Genomic DNA, 22,388 nt, shown 5'->3' on the forward strand with positions numbered 1-22,388 from the left:
TCGAGGTTATGAAAATATATAAATAAATCAATAATTTTATTATTTTTAATACACTAGTACTTTTTCAATTTTAAGTAATATAATTCTGGTGTCTAAAATAGTAAATTATCTGAAAATTCAAAAAATTAGGGGGATATATGAATTTTAAATTACTTAAAGTACGACTAGATAGAATTAAAACTCAAAAACATACACTTACTCCAGAAGATATGTTGATGTTAGTTACTCAAGAAAAAGCTGATCTTAATTCGGGGTTTTTCTCTCGCTTATTTAGTGTGACTATTCCACAAAAATGGGAATTTTCTATCAATTCATCTGAGGAAATTGGCGTTGCTTTAGAATTGGTTGAATTGATTGAAACAGTATTTATCCCTCACTATCAGGGGCATGCAAAAAATTATGCTTGGTTAGAGCAATGTATTTTATTCAAACTCAAGCATCAAGCGTCGATGAATATTTCTGAATTAGTCAGTCGGTATTTATCGAAGATTGAAAAAAGTGAACATTTACAGATTAGTCGAGAGATCTTAAAAATTTTATTTGAGCGTGAGCCTAGCAATGCTGTCATTAAAGCACAGGCGATAGTGTACAAACGTAGTCAAATCTATACTAGCGCTATAGAAAAGTTTGAGTACTATTTTGAGCATTGTTCTTATCAAGAAACATTATATTTTGATTATCTTGAATGTTTAATAATGCGGAAGAATGTTATCTATAATCAGGAAAAAGGAGAGTTTGGTGATTTGCAATATGCTGTATATTTACTTTGCTCTATAGACGATGCGAAAGATAGAGCATTACAAGGGAATCTACTCAATCGTGCTATAACAGCCCTTTTACCAGAAGACGTTATTGCAACTCGTCCTGAAGATACGAATTTCTTAGCTGACATGGGACGTGGGCTAAATAGTTTTAGTAAGGGAGTTGGTACATTTTTTGGAGGGCGTGATTCGCAGATTCCATATAGTGAAGGAATTATTGCGAGTGCACCAAAACTTTTGAAAAATAAAAAAATTGTTGAGTGTCTTAACCAAAATCAAAAAGCACAAAAAGAGCTAGAAAAAATATTATCTGATCAAGGGCTAAAGGTGGGTGTGGGCTTAACGGCATCCGCATATTCTTTAGGATTAATTTGGGATTATGCACATATTGATCCATCTGTATTAGATGCATTGAGCTTTGCATCAAAAGGAAATCCTGAAAACTTAAATACTTTACAAGACATTTCAGCGAATACACTAGATAGTGCAGGAGCAGTGACTCGTTTAACTGGTTATGTTGCTGAACAACAGGTTGCACTGAATTTACAACAACAAGGACATACAGTTGAATTTCCCGATAGCGCAAACCAAGCTGGTTATGATTTGATTGTTGATGGCACACCGATGCAAGTTAAGTGCTCAATGGATGCTGATTATGTATTAAGTCATTTTGATAAGTATCCAGATATTCCAGTGATTGTGAACAGTGAACTTGCAGAGCAGCTAGGTAATCATCCGATGGTGTTAGTGGATACCACTTTAAGCTATGAAGCTGTTCAGGAAACTACTGGTGTAGGACTAGAGCAAGTTTCAGATTTTGCGGATGTAGGAGATATGCTACCAATCCCACTATTAACGATTGGTTTAGCGGCATATCGTAATTATGGTGATTTTAATTCAGGTAAAGTGGATGGCGAGCAATACTTAAAAAATGTTGGCAAAGAAACTGCTGCAATTGCTGGAGGTGCAATGACAGGGTCAATGCTACTCGGCGCATTAGCAGGTCTTGCTACAGGTGGTGTTGGAGTCATTGTTGCGAGTGGTATTGGTGCATATATGGGAGGGGTTGCTGGTTCTACAGGTGCAAATAGTATGAATCGAGAAGCCTTGTGTAATCAGAGAGATATCGTAGTGAAATTACTCATTGAATTCGCAGCGTGGTTCAATGAAAATTTATTGGTTCATCGAACAAATGTGCTATTCAAACAGCTACAAAGTTTTGAAACTCATATGTTGAATAATGCTGATCGTATTATTACTTTTAGTACTTTATTGATCTATCAACATGAAGCTTATATGCGTGCCTATCATCTGAACCAATGGATATTACATAAGTTGCAAAAAGGTAATGAAATGGAAAAGGTTCAAGCTGGTTGGGTGGCTATTGATGAGTCAAGTAATTTTATATCAGTTGATCTACAGCCAAAAATTAATGAAATTAATCGTCAATTAGAGATTTATAGGGAACTTGCCAAACCTGATTCAGCACAGCCTAATCGTACTCATCAGCTTAAACCTGCTTGAGTGTTGGAATAATATTGATAGTTGTATTTGAAATAAAAAATTGGAGAGATTATTTACTAATTGAATTAGTAAATTAAAAGTTATTCCAAATAATTTCAGACACATAATATCCTAATGAGAATCATGAAACTCTTTTGAGTTCTTCATGAAAATATGAAAACAAAGTCTGCCATCGAGCAGGCTTTTTTTATGCACAAAATTTAAGGAGTCGAGCTATGAGCTTGAGCTGTCCCTTTTGCCATTCAACGAATGTGATATTGGTTGAAGCAAGTACACAACAATCAAATACGACCTTAACCAATTTGGTCACACCGACCACATTGGGTGCATTGGGAACCACGGTCGCAAAGTCTTTCAATCTGCCACCGATTGTCGGTGGAATAGCAGGAACGGTACTCGGCAGTGTGTTGAATTCATTTACCGAACAAAGCACACCACCACAGCAGAATTTATGCTTCTGCCACAACTGCTACCAAAAGTTTCCAGCGCACCTTTTGCATTAAAGATCGTTAGTAACCACACAAATTCAAATTTCATTTTCAAATTAAAAGGAATAAAACTATGGCACATCAACTTGAACAAATGGCGTATGTCGGAGAAACCCCTTGGCACGGACTAGGGAATCAACTGACACAAAACCAACCGATTGAAGTCTGGGCACAGCAGGCAGGTATGGATTGGCGGATTGAATCTTCTAATGTCAGTTATATGGCGCAGAATGACCGTGGGCAAAGCATCATCATGCCTTATGAAGAACAACGAGTTTTATATCGCTCTGATACCCATGCTCCACTGTCAGTCGTCAGTCAACGCTTTCAGGAAGTGCAACCGAGAGAGATTTTAGAATTCTATCGTGACCTCACCGAGCAATCAGGTTTTGAACTTGAAACCGCAGGTGTACTCAAAGGTGGCAAGAAATTCTGGGCACTAGCACGTACAGGGCAAACATCCATGTTGAAGGGCAAAGATGTCAGTAATGGCTATATGCTCTTGGCAACAGCATGTGACGGAACCCTTGCCACCACCGCACAATTTACCTCGATCCGAGTAGTGTGCAACAATACTTTAGCGATTGCCTTAAAAGGACAGAACAGCAGTGCAGGTGTGGTCAAAGTTCCACACAGTACTAAATTTGATGCTGATAAGGTCAAACAGCAACTCGGTATTTCAGTACGTGCATGGGATGAACACATGTATGAAATGAAGCAACTGACACAACGTAAAGTGAGTCAGATGGAAGCATCCGCTTACTTTGATGCCGTGTTCAATAACAGCACAATGAACAACGTGGTGGATCAGGAGGACAACATCATCCAGTTCTACCGTGATGTAGCCTTACAAGCCCAAGCCAATGGCAAGGACAAAGCTGAACCAAATGCCAAATCGATGAGTCGAGCTATGGAAATGTTTAATGGTCAAGGACGAGGTGCGGAGCTAAGTTCAGCCAAAGGAACAGCCTATGGATTACTGTGTTCAATCACAGAATTTATAGACCACGAACGTCGTGCCATGAGTACCGATCACCGGCTTGATTCAGCTTGGTTTGGTGCTGGCGCATCGATCAAACAACGAGGATTGGAACAGGCACTTAACATGCTTGCATAGTGCGGAATATACATTTTTCAATCATGGAAAGTTAGACCTAACTAAGCATTTTTAAATGGAATTTCGAATTTTAAAAATTATTAAAACCATAGCTTCGGCTGTGGTTTTTTTATGCCCATTTTTTGTGATCCCCATCATTTTACATAGCAAAATAATCAGGACTTCAATATGAATACCGCAATTTTAAATCCATCTATGCAACAGGCAAGTACCCCATTTATTGCCCCAAAATTATTCACAGCCAAACGCTTGGTCAATACAAAGAATATGACTCAAGCAGAATGGCTTGAAGTCAGACGCCAAGGTATTGGCAGTAGTGACTGTGCCGCAGCCTGTGGACTTAATCCCTATATGTCGATGCTAGAACTGTGGATGATCAAGACAGGTCGAGTTAAACAATCCATTGAAGATGAAAGCACAGGTCATGCCCCTTTATATTGGGGTAAACAACTTGAACCTTTGGTCGCTGAATACTACAGCATGCATACCAACAACAAAGTTCGTCGTATCAATGCCGTACTACAACATCCTGATGAGGATAAGCATTTTATGCTGGCTAACTTAGATTACTCGGTGGTAGGTAGTGAGGAAGTACAGATTTTAGAATGCAAAACCGCAGGGGAATATGGAGCAAAGTTATGGCGAGATGGTGTGCCTTTATACGTATTGTGTCAGGTGCAACATCAACTCGCTGTAACAGGCAAAAAGGCAGCGCATATTTGTGTGCTGATCTGTGGTCATGAAACTCGTATCTATAAAGTGGCACGCAGTGAATCAGTCATTCAACATATTGTGAATGCAGAGCGATACTTTTGGGAGTGTGTGGAAAATGACACGCCACCTTCAGTCGATGCCAGTGAATCGGCAGCTAAAGCCATTCAGCAACTCTATCCTCAACATATTCCACTCAGTGTCGAAGATCTCAGTCAAAATGAACAAGCCAATCAGTTGTTTGCTCAACTGATTCAAGAAAAGCATCATATTGAAAAACACCAAAACAGCTTTGATGAAACTAAGCATCAAATTCAGATGTTAATGAAAGATGCTGAACGAGCAACTTTTGCCAATGGTTCAGTGACGTGGAAACGATCTAAAGACTCCATTGCTTTAGATAATAAGGCTGTATTGAAAATGCATCCTGAACTAATCAATGAGTTTCCACAAAACAAGGTGGGGACACGACGTTTTCAAATCTATAGCAATGATGACTGACCCGATCAAAACCATGCATCTATATCGCTAACTATATATGCATGAAATATCCATTCTTCCCAAAAGCGCAAAAAAACCACCCCCGATCTACCGACTCCCGAAGGAGCGGTAGACCAACAATGGCGGTTTTTGCGAAGTCGTAGCTTTTCATATTTCTGTTTACTTACATAGCAAGGGGTAATCAGTAAAATTTTACTTATAGGACAAACAACATGATCAAAGGTTTAGCGATTACACCGCCAATACTCGGCAGAATTAGTATCGGTAAAGTGGTCGAAAAGAATGGTAAACGTCTGCCTGAAAAAGATGATCAATTTACGATTACTAGCCAAATTCAGAATAAGGATGGCTGGGTGAAACACCCACTGGATGAGCAGCTAAGAGCCAAGGCACAAAACCAGAAACTCAGAACCATTCCTGTCCGGATGATTTTTAATGATCCTGAACTCAACTTGCGAGCTGAGTACACTCTATTCGACCGACAAACTGGTCGGCCCATCTGTACTGGTAATGGTGAAACCTGTCAGCGACTTGGACAAAACGGGGTTGAACAGCATCCATGTCCATCACCTGATTTATGCCCCTTGGCCCAAGGTGGACACTGCAAGCCTTATGGGCGGCTTTACGTCAATCTAGATGAGTCGGATGAGTTGGGTACATTCATTTTTAGGACTACAGGTTTCAATAGCATTCGTACCTTAGCTGCACGGCTTCGTTATTACCATGCGGCTTCAGGTGATTTACTTTCATGTTTGCCATTGCAACTGACCTTACGAGGAAAAAGCACAACGCAAAGTTACCGTACCCCAATTTATTACGTGGACTTAACCTTACGTGATGGAATCAATCTACAAGAAGCCATTACTTCAGCCAAACAGATCGATGGACAAAGCAAGACAGCAGGGTTTTATCAGGAGGCTTTAGATCATGTGGCAAGGCTAGGTTATGGTAATGCCAGATTTGAGGTAGGAGGTGAGGAGGGACTGGATATTGTTGAGGAGTTTTATATCAATGAACCAAAACCAGAGCAGGGTCAGCAGCTTAGTGATTTAACTCATGTTCAAGACATTCAGAAAGGGTTGCAGCATTCTGTGCAGGCTCTCAATTGAAATGGACCTAGTTAGAAAAGAGTACTTGTACTCTTTTTTTTGCAGATTTTGGACTGTAGATAAGAAAATACTCACTCCTAGAATTTTTGAGAGATGGATTTACTTTAATAACGCTTTTTAGTATTTTGGTAGCAAATCAGAAGTATGTTCATGACTATGCGTTCAAGTAGGTTTTCTAAGCTTATACTCGCATTTGTCCTGTTTTTGTTTACCATAACAATTACGGGAGTTCATGCGTGGGCGCCTGTTCTACTTGAAAATATTGAACATCAGCATGAGTTGAGTATCATTGTAGAGGATGATGCTTCTAGTCATTGGTCTTTACAGCACTCAGATGATTCTCTAAAAAGTTCTGCTGATCATGATGCAGAAGCACATACGTGGAAGAATTTTGATGAGCCGATCTATCATCATTCAGTAAAGCCAATTTCTTCTGATAGTGATTTCAGCATAGATCCAATCTTTATTCTTAGTTTCGCACTTCCACTAGTTTTATTCTTTTTCCAGCTTTTTGAAAAGCCCGTTTATCGAGTCTTTTTAAAGCGGCGATCCCCTCTAGTATTTAGTAATTCTTATACTTTCTCTAAAGATTTAATCGTCCTACGTAATTGATCTTTCTATACAAAAAATAGTTTTTAATTTTTTTGTATAGGTAAAGTCATGTCTAAAAAATATCAGATATTTCTTACCTGTGGATTTGTAGCAACAGCAGCAAATGTATTCGCAGAAACGAATTATGCAGAACTACAAAAGCAGGTAATCGCAAATGATGCTGTACTCAATAGCTTACAGCAGTCCGAGCAAGCTTATGAAATCAATCAAAAGTTTGCTGGCAGATTAATTAATCCGACTTTCAATATGGAGTTGGATAATCTCGGTAATTCAAAATTGAAAGATTTGGATGGCCCAACAACCTTGCTGGGGCTATCACAAGAGATCCCCCTCAGTAATAAACTTTCCTTGAGAAAACAGATTGCGAGTTTTCAAGGTGATCGTAATCAGTTCGAAATAGCAAAGCGTCAGGCTGAACTCAAAGCAGATTTAAGAATCTGTATGGCGAACTGGTATGTAGCTACTCAGCGTGCTGAAATTTATTCTTCTGAGAGTAAATTGAATGCCAGACAAGCTAACGTTCTTTCCGAACGTCTTAAGTACGGGCGAGTAATTCCTTCCGATGCTCAACTAAGCATAGCACTTTCATCTGAGTCGAAATTGCGCCATCAAAATGAAGTGAAGAAGATTCAGTTCCAGAAAAATCTATGTTCTAAGTTCACTTCCAACCTGCCCAGTAGTGCATTGGAGGTTCCGCTAAGCTTTAATTTCACAGACAAAATAAGTTTGTCTGAGCAAGAAGCAACTTTAAGTTCAAAGCTGAAAAAAGCTCAGTTTGAGTTGGCTCGTAAAGAAGCAATACCAGATATTACTTTGGGAGTAGGGGTTAGAAACTACCAAGAAACCAATGACAAAGTCTTTCAGGTTTCGACATCAATACCCCTCAATATTTTTAGTCGAAATAAAGGCAATATTGCGATCGCTCAAGCAGAGCATACGAAAGCAGAAACACAGTCGGTGCTTGTGAATCGTAATTCTAAAATTGAATTGGAAAACAAGGCTATTGAGGTTTCCAACTTGATTGATGCGATTAAGCAATATGATCAAACGGTTTTGCCCGCAACAAATGAGAGTCTCCGAATTGCTGAAATGGGATACCAAGCAGGGAAAAACTCTTTACTTGAATTCAATAATATTAAGCAAATTTGGTTAGACAAACATCTTGCTCGATTCGATATGTGGTTGGCTTTGCAAACTGAAATTGCAGATGTCGAACGTAACTACATTACTCATTTAGATCAAGAATAAGGGCAAGAATATGAATAAACAAACCAATACATTGATTGCAACTGGTGTCGTTGCCTTACTTATCGTCTTATGTGCAATTGCTTGGTATAAATCGGGCAATAAAACACAAGCGAGCGCACATGGTGAGGTCGCCGAAGAAAAAGTAGCTGTGGCTGGAGATGAGAAAGGGCCTCACGGTGGTCGTTTATATCGAGATGGAGATTTCTCTGCTGAGGTCAAGATATTTGAGGAAGGAGTGGAACCACACCTCCGTGTTTATGGGTATTTGAAAGATAAACTACTTAAACCTGAAGACTTAACAGCAAATATCTACATCAAACGTTTGGATGCCGAGCAAAATATTCAATTTCAACCTGAGAGTGATTACTTAATTGGGAATGAAATTGTTTACGAGCCACATTCCTTTTTAATGATGATAAACGTTGATTATCAAGGGAAAAAGCATACTTGGAAATGGGATACGAAGGAAGGCCGTGTCACCATGTTGGACAGTAGTATTAAGAGCAGTGGATTAGAGCTTTTAAAAGTTGAATCAAAGATGTTTGAAAATGCTTTGGAGTTAAAAGGCGAACTGAAGTTTCCTGATAATTTTGAAAGCTTTATTACGCCTAAAGCCAGTGGGACATTGATCAAAACTTACCGTAATCTAGGTGATAAGGTGAGTCAGGGAGACTTACTTGCTGTAGTTCAAAGCCAAGATGTAATTCGTTTGAATGCCGATCGTAAAGTTGCTTTGGACAGCCTACAGTTTGCTCGTCAAAAAATGGAACAGGAACGAGCGCTATGGCAAAAGCGTGTATCACCTGAAATTGATTATATTTCAGCAAAACGAGACTTTGACGCAGCACAAACTCGTGCAAATGAGTTGAATAACTTAATCAACTCTTATGGTGGTTCTAGTAATGGTACTGTTGAAGTTCGTGCTGCAATGTCTGGAACAATATTAGAAGTCCTTGGTGCTGTTGGATCAAATGTAAGTTCTTCAACACCTATTTTTAAAATCGCAAATACTTCTCAACTTTTAGCAGTTGTTAATGTTCCCGCTGACAGGCTAAATGCTATAAATCCTAACAATAAGGTTAAAGTTAAACCTCAAAGCCCTGTGGATACAGAAGAAGCTTTAGGACGAATTAAATATATCAGTGATGTCATTGATCCAAAGACACGTACAGCACAGGTCTTTATTGAAGTACCAAACCAGTTTAAGTGGCGCTCAGGACAGTTAATCACGGCCCAAATTTTTGAAAATCAAAGTTTGAAGCCGATGGTTGTGCGTGAAGATGCTCTACAGAGCTTCCGTGATTGGGATGTTGTATTCATTCGTGTTGGCAATGATTTTGAAGCTAGGCCTCTGGAGCTTGGTGAAAAGTACAATGGGTATGTGGAAGTTAAATCTGGATTACGCGTAGGACAGGTTTATGCCGCTGGAAATTCATATCTTTTAAAAGCAGAGCTAGGGAAATCTGGCGCTACTCATGACCACTAAGGGGAGTAGCGACTATGTTTGACCAGATTGTTAAGCTCTCGATTAAGAATCGTTGGCTTGTACTTATCGTATTTTTATTTGTTGGTGCATTAGGGGTTTATAACTATTTCAAGTTACCGATTGATGCAGTCCCTGATATTACGAATGTACAAGTCCAGATTAATAGTGAAGCTCAAGGACTCTCTCCAATGGAGATGGAGTCTCAAGTGACCTATCCCATTGAAACTGCTTTGGCAGGTATTCCAAATTTAGACTATACACGCTCCGTATCTCGATATGGTCTATCTCAAGTAACGGCAATTTTCAAAGAAGGGACGGATATTTATTTTGCCCGACAATTAGTCAATGAGAAGCTACAAGGAGTGACACCAAATCTTCCCGTTGGAATTGCAACTTCTATGGGGCCTGTTTCTACAGGACTTGGCGAAATCTTCATGTATACCGTTGAAAATGCCAAGAACAATCCTAATCCACTTTCACCAACGGAATTACGCACCTTACAAGACTGGGTGATTAAACCTCAGCTTCGAAATGTAGAGGGTGTTAATGAAATCAATACCATTGGTGGTTATCTCAAACAATTTGTAGTTCAACCTGATTATGCTTATTTACGTAGCATAGGGCTGGATCAGAAGACAATTTTAGAGGCTATCTCTAAGAACAGCATGAATAAAGGCTCGGGGTATATTGAGAAAAATGGTGAACAGTATTTAATTCGTTCTGATTCTCAAATTAACTCGATTGAGCAAGTCCAGAATATCCCGATTACGACGAGCAATGGTTATATCCTCAGATTGAAAGATGTTGCCAAAATATCTATTGGTCACGAATTACGTACAGGTGCTGCAACTAAAGATGGGCAAGAAATTGTACTGGGTACAGCATTCATGCTTATTGGTGAGAACTCACGAAATGTTGCTCACGCTGTTGATCAAAAGCTACAACAGGTTCAAAAATCATTACCAGAAGGTGTGGAAGCAAAAGCTGTCTATAACCGTACAACTTTGGTTGATGCAACGATACAGACGGTGAAAAAGAATCTTTTAGAAGGTGCGATTCTGGTAATCGTTGTTCTGTTTGTATTTCTTGGTCACTTCCGTGCTGCGCTGATTACCGCTTTGGTCATTCCTTTATCCATGCTGATGACAATCACAGGTATGGTGAACCAGAAAATTAGTGCAAACCTTATGAGTCTTGGGGCACTAGATTTCGGGATTATTGTAGATGGTGCTGTTGTAATTGTTGAGGCCTCCTTAGCAAAGTTGGCAATTAAACAAAAAGAGCTTGGGCGAGTTTTAACAAGGCAAGAACGCTTTACGACTGTGTTTGAGGCGACTAAAGAATCCCGCAAAGCGATTCTCTATGGTCAATTGATCATTATCTTGGTGTATCTACCTGTAATGACTCTGACTGGTGTTGAAGGAAAGATGTTTACACCAATGGCTGCAACAGTGGTTATGGCTTTAGTGGCAGCAATGATTCTTTCAATTACGTTTGTCCCTGCAATGGTGGCATTGGTCACTACTGGTGAAATTAAAGAAGAAGAGTCAAAAATCGTCCATGGCATCAAAAGATTTTATAACCCAATTCTAGATTGGTCTTTAAATCACAGATATTTGCTAATCGCTTTTGTCTCTATTTTCTTTGTTTTTAGTGCAAGTCTTTCGACTCGTTTAGGCTCAGAGTTTATACCTTCCTTGGATGAGGGAGATGTAGCACTACATGCCTTGCGTATCCCTGGTACGTCGTTGACTCAAGCAATTGAAATGCAATACACGTTAGAAAAAGAGATTAAGAAAATTCCAGAAGTTCAGACTATTTTTGCCAAAGTGGGGACTGCTGAAATTGCGACTGATCCTGTTCCACCTAACGTAGCAGATAACTTTGTCATGCTGAAACCTCGTAGTCAGTGGCCTAATCCTGATAAGGAAAAGTCTGCGGTTGTTGCTGAAATTGAACGCGTATCTAAAGGCGTATATGGAAACAATTATGAGTTTACACAGCCGATTCAAATGCGTTTTAACGAACTTATTTCAGGTGTCCGAACAGATGTTGCCGTAAAAATTTATGGTGATGATTTAGAGCAGTTGCTTGAATCAGCAAACGCTGCCGCTAAGATTTTAGAGGGAGTCAAAGGTACTGCTGATCTTAAAGTCGAACAGATGTCTGGTTTACCCATGGTTTCTGTTGAGCTGAAAAAAGACATGATTGCCAACTATGGGCTTGATGCAGAGGATGTACAAAAACAGGTTTCTAGCCTAATCACAGGTGAGACAGTAGGTAAGGTGTTTGAAGGAGATCGAAAGTTCGACATTGTGGTACGTATGGATCAAAACTCGGTAACAGATCTAGAAAAGCTGTATCAGATTCCTGTGAGCTTAGCTGATGGTTCGAGTGTTCTTTTATCAGAATTGATCGAGTTAAAAAACGTTCAAGGACCAAACCAGATTTCTCGCGAAAATGGTAAACGGCGTATCGTCATTACAGCAAATGTTCGTGGAACTGATATTGGTAGTTACATTTCAGAAGCACAATCTAAGCTGAATGCTGATTTTAAATTACCAGATGGTTATTGGCTGACTTGGGGCGGTACGTTTGAGCAAATGGAATCTGCTTCAAATCGTCTTATGGTTGTAGTACCGATTGCTTTAATTCTGATCTTTGCCATGATCTATATGGCTTTAGGTAATGTTAGAAACAGTATCTTGGTATTCACAGGTGTGCCATTTGCACTAACAGGTGGTGTGATTGCTTTAGCACTACGTGATATTCCATTCTCAATTTCTGCGGCTGTGGGTTTCATTGCCTTATCGGGTGTTGCTGTGCTGAATGGTTTGGTTCTTGTTTCAGCCATTCAGCGACTTAGAGTTCAAGGTGAAAGTGTCATTGATGCAGTGAAACATGGTGCAATGGAAAGACTCCGTCCCGTGTTGATTACAGCTTTAGTCGCTTCATTAGGTTTTATTCCGATGGCCTTAAACGTAGGCATTGGCTCTGAAGTTCAGCGCCCAATTGCAACTGTTGTTATTGGTGGGATTATTTCATCAACCTTACTGACTTTGATTATTTTGCCAACCTTATATGTGTGGTTTAACCAAGGTAGGTCAAGAAAATCAAACGAAGCTGCTAAACAGGTTGTTTAGGGGCATCTTTAATGACAAATATATTGCGAGATAAACAAAACAAATTTGTGATGATGTTGCTAGTCTGCATGATCAGTCTCGCTTTATGTTTGCACTTTAAAGAGCATGTAACTGAAAATGAATTTCAGAGACACGTTTCAATTGATGCAATTAACTCTCACCATCATGAGATAAGCCAACAACATTCACATAGTCACCAAGATAATTACTATGAACATTTTGTTGGCTATGACGTACTTAAATCGGCCGCTTTAGCTCATCTCTTAAAAGGGATTTCGATTTTAGATTGGTCAAAAGAATATGTTTATCTGATGGTGAGTCGTATTTTTAAACCGCCCAAAAAGTTAATGGATTTTCAATTCATTTTAAATTTTGGAGTTTGATATACATGCAAATTATTGCTTCACACATTGTGAAATTAAGTGCTTACATAAAGCTATTACTTGCTTTATTCATTACATTGGTAAGCCCTACACTTTTTGCTCATGGAGTAGCGGAAGGTGATAAGGGCTATATTCAAGAAATTTATGGCATTCATGTGATTCCATTCATCTATTTGGGTGCGAAGCATATGGTCACTGGATATGACCATTTACTATTTCTTGTTGGCATTATCTTCTTCTTATACCGAATGAAAGATATCGGCTTGTACGTCAGCCTATTTGCACTTGGGCATTCGATTACGATGCTGGTGGGTGTTTATTACAATATCTCGATAAACGCCTACATCATTGATGCAATCATTGGTTTTTCGATTGTTTATAAGGCTCTAGATAACTTGGGGGCTTATCAGCGTTGGTTTGGTTTTCAACCAAACACGAAAATCGCGACTTTAATTTTTGGTCTGATTCATGGTTTTGGACTCGCAGTAAAAATTCAGGAATATGAAGTTCCGAGTGATGGACTGTTGGCAAATTTAATCTCATTCAATATTGGGGTTGAATTAGGCCAGTTTATGGCTCTGTGCATCATCTTGTTATTAATGACGTTTTGGAGAAAGACACCTTATTTCTTTAAAACAGCTTATCAAAGCAATGTCTTCCTCATGTTCCTCGGTTTTTTACTTGTTGGCTATCAACTTACTGGCTTCATTACTCAATAAGGATCTAAATTATGTATAACGCTGAAATTCCAAAAGATATCGAATTACCTTCATCAAAAAAGTTAATTAAATCAACAGCAATTGCTGCCGTAAGTGCCGTTATTGTGCTAGTTACCTGTGTCATGCCTGCGGAGTATGCAATTGATCCGACAGGTATGGGTAAAGTGCTTGGTTTAACGAAAATGGGAGAAATCAAACAATCACTAACTGAAGAGTCAGAAAATGGTATCAATGCTGCACAGGCAGTGAATAGTGTTGAACAAATATCAGTAGAAACTTCGACTCAAACGGCAACTGATAATGCTCAAATGATTATGCCTGCTATTAATAAAGAGAGCATTAGTATTGAGCTTAAACCGGGCCAAGCAACCGAAGTGAAACTGACGATGCCACAAAGTGCAAGTGTCAACTTTGACTGGAAAGCTGTTGGAGGTGGTCTTAATTATGATACCCATGGTGATCCAGTGAACGCTCCTAAAGGGTTCTATCATGGCTATGGAAAAGGAAAGAATGAAACAACTCAGCAGGGTGTCTTAAAGGCAGCTTTTGATGGCAAGCATGGTTGGTTCTGGCGTAACCGTACGGAAAATCCAGTGACTGTAACTCTACTTGTAGAAGGGCAGTTTAGTGAAATGAAGAAAGTCTTTTAAGTTTTGATCAATCTCCTTGGAATAATATTCCAAGGAGATTCAATTGCTAAAGAAGTCAGGTTCTAAAAGGAATCCATAAGATGCTAGAAGTACTAAAAAACACAACATATCGGCATTTGTTTTTGGCCCAAGTAATAGCGCTAATCGGAACGGGGTTAATCACAATCGCCCTAGCTTTACAGGCGTACGATATTGCAAAGGGGGAAGCAGCCCAAGTTCTTGGTATTGCATTGGCAATTAAGATGATTGCTTATATCGGTGTAGCGCCTATAGCATCTGCATTTGCTGAGCGATTACCAAGAAAAAAAGTATTGGTTGGGCTAGATGTTATTCGAGCATTAACAGCATTGTGTCTACCGTTTGTGACACAAATTTGGCAAATTTATATTCTCATTTTTATTTTGCAATCTGCTTCTGCTGCATTTACACCAACATTTCAGGCAATGATTCCAGATGTTTTACCTGAAGAAAAAGACTATACCAATGCGCTATCATTATCACGATTGGCCTATGATTTAGAAAATATTATTAGTCCGATGCTCGCGGCATTTTTATTAACTTTGATGAGTTATCACAACTTATTTTTGGGAACGGTATTAGGTTTTATCGGTTCTGCTTTGTTTGTGGTAAGTGCGAAATTACCAGTTGCCAAAGTACCTGCGTTTAGAGGTGTTTATAGCCGTATTAAGCAGGGAGCTAAAATTTATTTTAATACGCCTAGACTTAAAGCATTGCTTGCTCTCAATTTAGCAATTGCGTCAGCAAGCGCTGTAGTGATTGTAAATACCGTGGTATTGGTTCAATCGACATTTAAGCTAACTGAAAATGCGACTACTTGGGCTTTTGGTTTATTTGGATTTGGTTCAATGCTTTCGGCTTTCATTTTGCCTAAGATATTGGATAAGTTCCCAGATCGATCAGTGATGTTGACGGGAACAACAATTCTTGTAATTGGGCTGTTAAGTGGTTATTTCATTACATCTTATAATGGTTTGCTTGTACTTTGGTTTGTGCTTGGTATTGGATATTCTGTTTCACAAACACCTACAGGCCGTTTGATTCGAAAATCTGCATCGAGTGAGAGTAGGACCTCTCTATTCGCAGCGCAATTTGCGTTTTCACATGCTTGCTGGTTAGTGACTTATCCCTTGGTTGGATGGCTCACTACTAACATAGGAACATTACAAACTTTTATACCGATGGCAGTGATTGCAACGATTTCTTTATTACTTGCAATGCGTTTGTGGCCATCACAGGATGAGGCTCTTTTACCCCACAGTCATGATGATTTACCTCCAGATCATGAGCATTTGCAGCAGCATCGAATCAATGGAGTACACGTCCATGAATATATTATTGATGACTATCATGAAAAGTGGCCTAAATAACTCTTTTTCGACTAATGACTTAGAAAGATTCCGTTTGTTTGTTGTACAATTATAAGCTTATTTTATTGTTCAATAAAAAAAGGGGAACAACATGAAAAAACTAATCTTGGTATGTTTAATGGGGCTTGCGGTAACAAATGCTTTTGCTCATTCAGGTGGTACTGATTCTTCAGGCTGCCACACGAATAGCAAGACAGGGGATCGTCACTGCCATTAATAATAAAAATGAGTAGAACATTTTGTTCTACTCATTTTGAATAACGATCTAATAATAATAAGTACTGTTTCATTTCTTCTTCATCAAAATTTTGATCCCCTTTCAATACATGTTCTCTTAAATGTTGTTCAAGAAGTTGCTGCATTAACCCATTAACAGCACCTTTAATTGCTGCAACTTGTTGTAATACTTCAAGACAAGAGCTTTCAGGTGTTAATAATGACTTTTCAACAGAAGTAACCTGTCCTTGAATCCGCTTGATGCGATTAAGTATTTTTTTATCTTGATGCAAATGAGACATGATTTTTCCTAAAAAAAATATATACTGGGGGGAGTATCTTGGAAAGATAAAATTTATGCAACTTCATAGTAACTTAGATCGTCGTCATTCTCATCAATTCGATGAAGGAAATCCTTTAGCACAAAAGAAAATACTGATTGCGACAATTCTTACAGCAATCATGATGGTACTAGAGATATTGGGGGGATGGATTTTTAATTCGATGGCCTTACTCGCAGATGGCTGGCATATGAGTTCACATATGGTTGCTCTCGGCTTAGCTTATTTCGCATATCGAATGGCCCGACATTATGCTCATGATCAGCGATTTAGTTTTGGTACTTGGAAAATTGAGATTCTAGCAGGGTACAGTAGTGCTATTTTACTTATGGTTGTAGCACTTTTAATGGGTATTCAATCTATCGATCGATTAATGAATCCCGTGAATATTCATTACAATGAGGCAATACCAATTGCAATTGTTGGTTTATTGGTAAACTTGGTTTGTGCATGGTTATTACATGACGGAGGCCACCACCATCACCACGAGCATGATCATCACCATGAACACGACCACCACCACGATCATCATGACTTAAATCAAAAGGCGGCGTTTCTGCATGTAGTAGCTGATGCGGTTACTTCTGTATTGGCAATTGTTGCATTGTTTGCGGGGAAATATTTTGGTTGGAGTTTCTTAGATGCACTATTAGGTGTAGTTGGAGCTATTCTTGTCGCTAAATGGTCATGGGGATTATTAAATGAGACAGGAAAGACACTACTCGATGCAGAAATGTCTCACCCTGTGGTTGATGAAATCAAAGAGGTTATAGAGGAATTTCCTCAAGTTAATATTACTGATTTACATGTTTGGAAAGTTGGTAGAGGCAAGTTTTCTTGCATCTTGGCTTTAGAGAGTACAGGTGTAGATTTAACACCAGATGTAGTGAAACAGGCACTCTCTATCCATGAAGAAATTGTGCATGCAAGTGTTGAAATACATTTTATTTGAATTATTGAATGGTTTTAGTTGGACAAATAAGTCCAACTAAAACATTTTTATATAGTTATAAGTGATTAGCCGCTTATCCCGAAAAAGTGAAGAATAATTCCTATAGCGCAGCAACCAGCTAAAGTAGTCATCATTCCAAGTTTGAAACGGAATAAAGCAAGCATAGCTATGATTGATAACATTAGTGACCATGGGTTAATGCTGGATAAAACTGGAACTTGTAAAACCATTCCATATTTATGAATTACATTAACTTCAGCAAATAATGTATGTAATGCAAACCACACTGATAGATTAAGGATCACTCCAACAACAGCTGCTGTAATTGTCGAAAGTATGGCATTTAAAGCCTTATTATTTCTTAATGCTTCAATATATGGAGCACCAATAAAAATGAATAGAAAAGAGGGTACAAATGTTACCCATTTCGCTAATATACCTCCAAGAGTACCAGCCAAGGCAGGATTCAATGATCCTGGGTCTCGATACGCTGCCATAAAGCCTACAAACTGAACTACACTAATCAGGGGGCCAGGGGTGGTTTCAGCCATACCAAGTCCGATCAGCATTTCACTAGGTTTAAGCCAATGGAAGTTTTCGACGGCTTGCTGTGCAACATAAGATAAAATTGCATAAGCACCACCAAACGTAAGTACGGACATTTTGCTGAAGAATAGAGCGATATGCGTATAAACATTATCTTTGCCCATTAAAGTAATAAAAGCTATAAGTGGGCCGAGCCATAAGACCAAACCAATGAGAGTAATTTTTAGAGCTCTTGTATGGGAAGGTTGTACATGCTCTGGGATCTGCTTAGCAAAAGCAGCATCAATAGCTGCTAATGAAGCATTAGAGCTATTAGCGTCAGAATGAGATGAGGAGGCGTTAAATGCTTTACTTCCACTTTTATTTCCGATGTAACCGATAAGCGCAGCAACTAAAATAATAAATGGAAAAGGCAAAGCAAAGATAAAGATGCCGATAAATGACAAGATAGCGACAATGACCATCACCTTGTTTTTTAAGGCTCGACGACCTACACGCATGACAGCTTCAAGAACTACTGCAAGTACGGCTGCTTTTAATCCAAAGAATAATGCTTGAACAATACTAATCTGACCATAACTTGCATAAATCCAGCTTAGTATTCCTAATGCAAGTAGACCCGGTAAAATAAAGAGAGTACCCGCAACGAGTCCGCCACGTGTTCGGTGTAATAACCAACCTATGTATACAGCCAACTTATGTGCTTCAGGACCAGGAACAAGTGTACAGTAATTTAAGGCATGTAAAAAACGCGTTTCACTAATCCATTGTTTCTCTTCAACTAAAATTTTATGCATTACTGCGATTTGCCCCGCAGGTCCACCAAAGCTAAGCGCAGCTACTTTAAGCCATACCCAAAAAGCTTCACGAAATGAAACACCATGAAGTTCATGTGGGGGAATGCTTTCAGCTAAAGCAGTGGAATCTTCATTTGTATTCATTGCTATTTCACCTAAATTTTTGAAATTTAAAAAGTATTTGATGCGTTTAATCATTCAGTACAGAGCTATTTTTATTAAAGCTAGACAATAGGCCATTAAAGATTGCATTTGATGCGACTAATAATTGGTCATCATCTGTAATGTTTTCATGTATTCCTGCAAAGACGGTTTCTATGCCTGAAGCTTCGGGTGGCTCAATCCCGCCAATATCAAGATAGTGGACAATCTCTGCAATTTTTTTCAAAGCAGGTGTTTCTAAATTAAAACTATGTAAAAGAACTTCGAAGGTAACCCAGTGATTGATATGACTGAAAGCTGCACCATCAAAATCGAATCCTAAAGCTTCTTCTGGACATTCACTTGGTGTTTCTAACCAAATAAATGTAGGAGTTGAATCAATAAAAGTCTTGATTAGCCATGCAGAGGCTAGACGATCAATCCAAGGTCTCTTACGAGTTGCCCATATTTTGTTTTGATAACTATTTTTATCTAGAAGTTGAATATGTGCTTGTATTGCTTGAGGCTCATTCACTTCACCAAGTCGAGCTATTGAAAGCTCTAAAGCAGAAAGTTCATTTAGTACCTGTGCTTGAGTCTCATCGGGGTAATAGTCAATTTCTACGAGTGCATCGATACTTTTTCTTAATTTACGGATTTGCTTGAGCAGCTCTTTCTTTTCATCTTTAGATTGACGATCTCTTAACTCAGAGAGTTGTTTATAGAGGACATCGTATTCTTCTTTTCGACTGAAGAAAGGAGCTAATTCAAGGTTTAAAGGCTGCTCCGCATGGAATACATACGCAGAGCCTTGCTCTGAAATAACGTCACTTGCAATAGGATCAAATTTCTCGCTATGAGAAATGGGAAGTAAATACACACCATCTCTAAGGATTGCGGCTCCACTTGCTTTAAGAGAACGCCATACTCTCATACGTGTAGATGTGTTCTGTGTAGGCAAAGAGGATATGAGTAAAGATATTTTCATGTTGTATACTCAACTTATTTGTTAAATATATAACATTAATTTGGCTTGGATACAAATATGAAGAATCGATTTCTTATATCAAAAGAAATATTAAAGGGCGGAAATGGCTAAAGAAGAATTTTTTAAGTTTTTGATTTTATATAAATTATTTGGTTTTATTGTTTCAATATACATCAATATTTGTGAATTCAGTATTACTCATCACAAAAAAAATTGTTTTAGTTATAATTAAATTATTGATTGTAAAGTGTCTAAATTGTAGGGTGTTCAAAAGTTGACTGAGAATTAGGTTATTTGTAAATCTCAGTCAAAATTTTAATTTTTAGAAGGCGCTTATCGATTTAAGATAACATCAGCTAATTGATGGGCAATTTCCTCAATACTATTTACAGAAGTATTTAAGGCGACTTTATCGGCTAAATTCGGACTATAATCTAAAACGTCATTTTTAGTAATTTTGTGCCAAATCGGTAAAATCATTTTATGGCCATTCATTTCTCGAGCTACTAAGCCATCAAGTTCATAGTTGGTCCAGTCTTTCTTAATAAAGTCAGTTGAAAGAACAACGGTACCGTATTTAGAGTTTCGGAGACCACTATCAATTTTTTGACGTAAACTGTCCCCAACTTTTAACGTGAATTCATCGTACCAAACGTTTACTCCAAGTTGCTGTAATGTCTCTGCAAGCGGTCTGACAAAATCTTCTTTATCTTCTGAAGCGTGTGAAATAAACAAATCATATTCTGGTTCCGTCTCAGGTATTGTATTGTTGTAAGATGATATTGAAACATCAGTAATATATTGGGTAGAAGCTTTAATAGCATCAATTTCACGTTTCAGCTTCTTTTGATGTTCAATTTCGTCTTTCTGCTGTTTTTTAGTCAGGACCTCTAATTTTTTTCTTTCCAGTATTTCTTCTTTTATAAGGTTCTGCTTTTCTTTCAGCAGCTTATTATCAATATCAATCTTTTTCTTTTGTAAGTCTGAAAGTTTTGATTGTATACGAGCGTTTTCTTGTTCTTTCCTACTAATTTCTGATAACTTTGTTTTTAATGTAGAGGGGCTAGTTGTCTTCCCGATAGAATTTTGAATTTGTAAAATTTTAGAAATTATATCAGCTCCCTTTTTCTGCTCTAAGCTCATTCGATGAGTAATATCTGCTAACTCCTTATTTAACCTTGTTATGGTACTGCTTATAGTTTGTATTGACATGTTGGCTCTATGATAAATATAAAGGGTAAGATTATTATTTGGTTAGGCGAAATACAAGGTTTATGTGTTACATCACTCTGTAAGCGTAGAGCAGTGCTCTGCCCAATCTGCCATTAATTCTTTACGTTTATCTAGATAATCTCCACGCAAGTAAGAAGCTTCAACTTTATCTGGTAGTTTGTGCGCTAATACATGTTCACAGACTTCACGCGCATAATTAGTTTTTTCCGCAGACCAGTCACGAAAAGTAGACCGAAAGCCATGTGTGGTAATTATACGATTCTGTTTTGGATCAATATAGCCTAAGCCATTTTTTAGTTCTTGTTCATGCATACGCTTGATTAGTGTAGTCAATGGCATGTCGGAAAGCATTTCACCACTACGTGGGGCGGGGAATATAAAATCTTCTAATTGAATATATTCTCGAATGAACTCTTAATTGAGGTAAAATTACATGAACTGTCTTAGAATGGGTAGTTTAAGATGATTTGTAATTTACAATCATTAGCTTACTAAGCAAGAATAGTGTCAGGTGAATGAAATATAAACAAATGATTGGTTGAAATTTTATTGTAGTAAAAATAACAGTAAAAAACTAAAATTAAATTATTTTTTGTATGTTTATCAGTGGTTTGGTTGTTTAATTTGACTAACACCGCTTCCGCCAAATATTTAAATAAGCCCTTGTTTTTACAAGGGCTTGTTTTTTATCTATGATTTTACCCCTCAACCTACCCCTCATCAAACATTGGATTAGGTGATATCTAAAGAGACATCTTTTTACTTATTTGGACATCATATTAGTTGAAAGAAAATTTCTAGTAGAATTCCAAACTGATTTTAAGGTGGGGAATTTTGCAAATATCCACTTTGGTCTTATGCTTGAATGGTCTGTTGTATTTGGTTTTTTACTGTTGCTTATCTTTACTTTCATCTTGGATGAGTTTTCTTGATCTTATACATTCTGTTTATGAGATTTTATCGATTCATAATTATGGGCAGACTGTAAAAAAATAAATCTACCCATATTCTTTAGATGCTTGTAAGTGATGTTAAACCCATAAATTTGATGATACTGGTATATCATACGGACTGTTAAGTTGTCTGCATCCTTACAGATTGATGATCTCATATAAATTTTCTGGTGATAAATTTTTCACCATATCATTTAGACCTTTACTTAGACTTGCTTTACTAAATGTATGTTCATAAAGTATGTCCCTCATACCACAAGTGATAAATATTGTTGCTTTTTTAGGCTTTATGGTTTTTATATCTTTATCATTTTCAAGTAATTCATAAAGCGTTTGGAACAAATCGGAAAAATAATCCATGAACCGTACCGGGTTTGTCGG

20 protein-coding genes and 1 pseudogene are annotated in these 22,388 nt (G+C 38.0%); 15 read left to right on the top strand and 6 right to left on the bottom strand.

All coding sequences use genetic code 11. From position 1 onward, the window contains the following. The first annotated feature begins 137 nt into the window (after positions 1-137). From F985_RS07620 to F985_RS25660, 14 genes are all read left to right on the top strand, one after another. Complete coding sequence (locus tag F985_RS07620; protein ID WP_001009680.1) at positions 138-2,285, top strand: glycine zipper family protein; 2,148 nt, start codon at positions 138-140, stop codon at positions 2,283-2,285. Positions 2,286-2,500: 215 nt separating this feature from the next. Further along, positions 2,501-2,788, top strand: a complete 288-nt coding sequence (locus F985_RS0104205; RefSeq protein ID WP_000058781.1) for a hypothetical protein — start codon at positions 2,501-2,503, stop codon at positions 2,786-2,788. Between the two features lie 58 nt (positions 2,789-2,846). Then, complete coding sequence (locus F985_RS07625) at positions 2,847-3,890, top strand: DUF932 domain-containing protein (protein ID WP_000951122.1); 1,044 nt, start codon at positions 2,847-2,849, stop codon at positions 3,888-3,890. Between the two features lie 168 nt (positions 3,891-4,058). Beyond that, positions 4,059-5,102, top strand: coding sequence for a YqaJ viral recombinase family nuclease (locus tag F985_RS07630; RefSeq protein ID WP_001090272.1), 1,044 nt, complete (start codon positions 4,059-4,061; stop codon positions 5,100-5,102). 212 nt (positions 5,103-5,314) lie between these two features. After that, positions 5,315-6,211: a recombination directionality factor gene (locus tag F985_RS07635; RefSeq protein WP_000589670.1), complete on the top strand. Its 897-nt coding sequence runs from the start codon at positions 5,315-5,317 to the stop codon at positions 6,209-6,211. 156 nt (positions 6,212-6,367) lie between these two features. Further along, a complete protein-coding gene (locus F985_RS07640; RefSeq protein WP_002086797.1) occupies positions 6,368-6,823 on the top strand; it encodes a hypothetical protein in 456 nt (151 codons plus the stop codon). Between the two features lie 48 nt (positions 6,824-6,871). Further along, on the top strand, positions 6,872-8,071 hold the full coding sequence (locus tag F985_RS07645; protein ID WP_000039774.1) for a TolC family protein: 1,200 nt from the start codon (positions 6,872-6,874) through the stop codon (positions 8,069-8,071). A 10-nt stretch (positions 8,072-8,081) separates the two neighbouring features. Further along, positions 8,082-9,557 (top strand): efflux RND transporter periplasmic adaptor subunit, encoded by a 1,476-nt coding sequence (locus tag F985_RS07650; protein WP_001041870.1) that lies wholly within the window; start codon positions 8,082-8,084, stop codon positions 9,555-9,557. A gap of 14 nt (positions 9,558-9,571) precedes the next feature. Continuing rightward, positions 9,572-12,700, top strand: a complete 3,129-nt coding sequence (locus F985_RS07655) for an efflux RND transporter permease subunit (protein WP_000460236.1) — start codon at positions 9,572-9,574, stop codon at positions 12,698-12,700. Between the two features lie 11 nt (positions 12,701-12,711). Then, a complete protein-coding gene (locus F985_RS07660; RefSeq protein ID WP_000181823.1) occupies positions 12,712-13,083 on the top strand; it encodes a hypothetical protein in 372 nt (123 codons plus the stop codon). A 5-nt stretch (positions 13,084-13,088) separates the two neighbouring features. After that, positions 13,089-13,802: a HupE/UreJ family protein gene (locus F985_RS07665; RefSeq protein WP_001165581.1), complete on the top strand. Its 714-nt coding sequence runs from the start codon at positions 13,089-13,091 to the stop codon at positions 13,800-13,802. Between the two features lie 11 nt (positions 13,803-13,813). Beyond that, entirely contained in the window at positions 13,814-14,452 is a 639-nt protein-coding gene (locus F985_RS07670) for a hypothetical protein (protein ID WP_000282061.1), read from the top strand. An 80-nt stretch (positions 14,453-14,532) separates the two neighbouring features. Beyond that, entirely contained in the window at positions 14,533-15,840 is a 1,308-nt protein-coding gene (locus F985_RS07675) for an MFS transporter (RefSeq protein ID WP_000895211.1), read from the top strand. 91 nt (positions 15,841-15,931) lie between these two features. Next, positions 15,932-16,057, top strand: a complete 126-nt coding sequence (locus F985_RS25660; RefSeq protein ID WP_000733641.1) for a YHYH domain-containing protein — start codon at positions 15,932-15,934, stop codon at positions 16,055-16,057. A gap of 31 nt (positions 16,058-16,088) precedes the next feature. On the opposite strand, the gene F985_RS07680 is transcribed toward F985_RS25660, so the two are convergent. Beyond that, positions 16,089-16,358, bottom strand: a complete 270-nt coding sequence (locus F985_RS07680) for a metal/formaldehyde-sensitive transcriptional repressor (protein WP_000018740.1) — start codon at positions 16,356-16,358, stop codon at positions 16,089-16,091. A gap of 55 nt (positions 16,359-16,413) precedes the next feature. On the opposite strand from F985_RS07680, the gene dmeF reads away from it, so the two are divergent. Further along, entirely contained in the window at positions 16,414-17,349 is a 936-nt protein-coding gene (gene dmeF / locus F985_RS07685) for a CDF family Co(II)/Ni(II) efflux transporter DmeF (protein WP_001175951.1), read from the top strand. A gap of 65 nt (positions 17,350-17,414) precedes the next feature. On the opposite strand, the gene chrA is transcribed toward dmeF, so the two are convergent. The 5 genes and pseudogenes from chrA to F985_RS07710 all read right to left on the bottom strand — a co-directional run bounded on the left by chrA (position 17,415) and on the right by F985_RS07710 (position 22,367). Next, positions 17,415-18,836 carry a chromate efflux transporter gene (gene chrA, locus F985_RS07690; RefSeq protein ID WP_002040866.1) on the bottom strand — a complete coding sequence of 474 codons (1,422 nt, stop codon included), beginning with the start codon at positions 18,834-18,836 and terminating at the stop codon, positions 17,415-17,417. Positions 18,837-18,882: 46 nt separating this feature from the next. Beyond that, a complete protein-coding gene (locus F985_RS07695) occupies positions 18,883-19,821 on the bottom strand; it encodes a chromate resistance protein ChrB domain-containing protein (RefSeq protein ID WP_002065076.1) in 939 nt (312 codons plus the stop codon). A gap of 333 nt (positions 19,822-20,154) precedes the next feature. Then, entirely contained in the window at positions 20,155-21,033 is an 879-nt protein-coding gene (locus tag F985_RS07700) for a TIR domain-containing protein (RefSeq protein ID WP_000027438.1), read from the bottom strand. 72 nt (positions 21,034-21,105) lie between these two features. After that, positions 21,106-21,462, bottom strand: a pseudogene (locus F985_RS07705) (tyrosine-type recombinase/integrase); the annotation flags it as partial. A gap of 683 nt (positions 21,463-22,145) precedes the next feature. Next, complete coding sequence (locus F985_RS07710; protein WP_004699691.1) at positions 22,146-22,367, bottom strand: hypothetical protein; 222 nt, start codon at positions 22,365-22,367, stop codon at positions 22,146-22,148. Positions 22,368-22,388: the final 21 nt, after the last annotated feature.

The sequence above is a fragment of the Acinetobacter seifertii genome (genome assembly GCF_000368065.1).
GTDB lineage: Bacteria > Pseudomonadota > Gammaproteobacteria > Pseudomonadales > Moraxellaceae > Acinetobacter > Acinetobacter seifertii.